Source organism: Actinomycetospora sp., from assembly GCF_055612215.1.
Genome location: NZ_JBVPVA010000371.1, coordinates 1 through 2,479 on the forward strand (window position 1 = coordinate 1; position 2,479 = coordinate 2,479).

Sequence of the window (2,479 nt, forward strand, 5' to 3'; positions counted from 1 at the left end):
GGGGGCAGCCGGTCGGCGGGGACCGCAGCGGCCAGATCGAGCAGGACGTCCTCGTCGGCGATCGCCCGGAAGAGCTCGGCGGTCAGCGCCCAGGACGCCGGGGCGTCGGCGGGCGACCACCCGGCGGCGACGCCGAGCGCCTGGTCGCGGACGCGGGCGCGGTCGTCGTCGGCGGGCACCCGCCGGAGCCTAGGGCGATCCGCTGACGAGCCACAGGGCCGCCGTGCCCGCGACGAGGGCCGCCGGGGTCGTGACCAGACCCGCGACGGTGAACCGGCGCAGCGTCGGCGGGACCCCTTCGGCGGCCATCACCCGCCGCCACAGCAGCGTCGCGAGCGAGCCGACGTAGGTGAGGTTCGGCCCGACCCCGACCCCGATCAGCATCGCGAGCACCGTCGCGGTGGCCGGGGCCGGGCCGAAGGCGGCGAGCAGCAGCAGCGTCGCGGGCAGGTTGTTGACGACGTTGGCCAGCAGCGCGGCGAGGCCGGCGACGGCGAGCAGCCCGAGGAACCCGGTACCCAGCGGCGCGACGAGGCCGCCGAGGACCCCGCCGAGCCCGTGCACCCCGACGGCCGCCACCACGATCCCCAGGGCGAGCACGAACAGGCAGAACAGCGGGTCGGCCGCCCGGACGACCGCGGCCGGGGTGGTGGCGCGGGTGGCGAGCGACCGGGCCCCGAGCACGACGACCCCGGCGACGGCGACCCAGACGGGTTCGATACCGAGCGGGGCGGCGGCCGCGAACCCGGCGAGGGTCAGGGCGAGGACGACGAGGGCGAACATCGGGACGGGGACGTCCTCGTCGAGCCGGTCCTCGTCGAGCGGCTGCCGCTCCCGGTCGTCCGACGTCGGACGGTCCAGGTCCCGCCGGAACACCCACCGCAGCCCCGCGTACTCGACGGCGAGCACCACGACCCACGGCAGCGCCATCAGGGCGGCGAAGTCCACGAACGAGAGGCCGGTCGCCCCGACCGCGAGCAGGTTGGTCAGGTTCGAGACGGGCAGCAGCAGCGAGGCGGAGTTCGCCAAATGTGCGCACACGAACGCGGCCGGGGCGGCGGCGAGGCGCATCCGGCGGGCGGAGCGCACCACGACCGGGGTGAGCAGGACGATCGTCGCGTCGAGGCTCAGCACGGCCGTCGTCACGGCGGCGACGCCGAAGACGCGTCGGAAGAGGGGTGTCCCGGCGTCAGAGAAGTCCCCTTCCCGACACTCGACGTCGGAGGACCGGCGTCCCCGGCTGCCCCGCAGCAGCGACCCCGCCCAGGTGAACACGCCCTCGACGTCGGCGAGGTGCGCGAGGACGAGGACCGCGGCGAGGAACCCGACGGTCGGCCCGAGCCGGGTGACCTCGGCGAGCGCGTCGGGCCCGCTCAACAGTCCGCTCACGACGACGAGGGCCGCGGCCGGGATCGCCGCGACCGCCTCCGGTGTCCCGCGGGGCCGCCAGACGGCGACGACGAGCACCGCCGCCAGGAGCGCGACGGCGAGGGCGGTCGCCGCGGGTCCGCTCACCCCTTGACGAACAGGTAGATCGCCACCGCGACGCCGAGGACGACGACGCTCCAGCGCAACACGTTGTCGGGCATCTTCTGCGCGACGGCCATCCCGAGGTAGCCGCCGACCAGCGTCGAGGGCGCGAGGAGCAGCACGGCGAACCAGTCGACCGGCGCGAAGATCGCGAAGAGCACCACGGTGACCGACGCGACCACCAGCGAGAGCAGCACCTTCACCGCGTTGAGCCGGCGCATGCCGTCGGCGCACAGCAGCGAGAGCACCGCGATGAGCACGACGCCGAGCGCCCCGCCGAAGTAGCCGCCGTACACCGCGGCGACGAAGGTGACGACGACGAGCGCGACCGGCCGCTCCCGGCCCGCCTCGGACTCGCCGTCGCGGGAGGTCCAGCGCTTGATCCACGGCTGGGCGCCCAGGGTCAGGCTGGCGAGCAGGACCAGGACCGGGACGATCGCGTCGAACACCGACTGCGGCAGCACGAGCAGCAGCGCGCACCCCACCGCGGAGCCGAGCGCCGCGGGGATCGTCGTGAGCGCGAGCCGACGCCCCTGGCCGCGGAGGTCCCGCCGCGCGCTGACCGTCGAGCCGGCGTACCCGGGCCACTGCGCGACCGAGTTGGTGACGTTGGCGGGCAGCGGCGGGAGCCCGGTCGCGAGCAGCACCGGGAACACGATGAGCGAGCCGCCGCCCGCGATCGCGTTGACCGCGCCGGCGACGAGTCCGAGCACGACGAGCAGGACGATCTGGAGCGCGCCCGGGTGCGTCACGGCACGGCACGGTAGTCCGGCCGGGGTCGGCGTGCCCGCCCGCTAGGATCGGCCTGGCGGAGGAGTCGGCCGGGCGGCCGCGTCGAGCCCCACGAGGGCTCGTCGAGGAAAGTCCGGACTCCACAGGGCAGGGTGGTTGCCAACAGCAACCCGGGGTGACCCGCGGGACAGTGCCACAGAGAACAGACCGCCATCGG

Annotated in this window: 2 protein-coding genes and 1 other RNA gene; 1 reads left to right on the forward strand and 2 read right to left on the reverse strand. The window is 75.3% G+C overall.

Annotated elements, in window-relative coordinates; all coding sequences use genetic code 11:
• Positions 1-189: 189 nt before the first annotated feature.
• Both AC0CYZ_RS10585 and AC0CYZ_RS10590 read right to left on the reverse strand, forming a co-directional pair.
• Positions 190-1,515 (reverse strand): SLC13 family permease, encoded by a 1,326-nt coding sequence (locus tag AC0CYZ_RS10585; protein WP_472215011.1) that lies wholly within the window; start codon positions 1,513-1,515, stop codon positions 190-192.
• Positions 1,512-2,282 carry a sulfite exporter TauE/SafE family protein gene (locus AC0CYZ_RS10590; protein WP_472215013.1) on the reverse strand — a complete coding sequence of 257 codons (771 nt, stop codon included), beginning with the start codon at positions 2,280-2,282 and terminating at the stop codon, positions 1,512-1,514. The genes AC0CYZ_RS10585 and AC0CYZ_RS10590 overlap by 4 nt, the downstream gene beginning before the upstream one ends.
• Before the next feature lie 61 nt (positions 2,283-2,343).
• On the opposite strand from AC0CYZ_RS10590, the gene rnpB reads away from it, so the two are divergent.
• An RNA gene (gene rnpB, locus AC0CYZ_RS10595) (RNase P RNA component class A) lies at positions 2,344-2,479 on the forward strand; the annotation flags it as partial.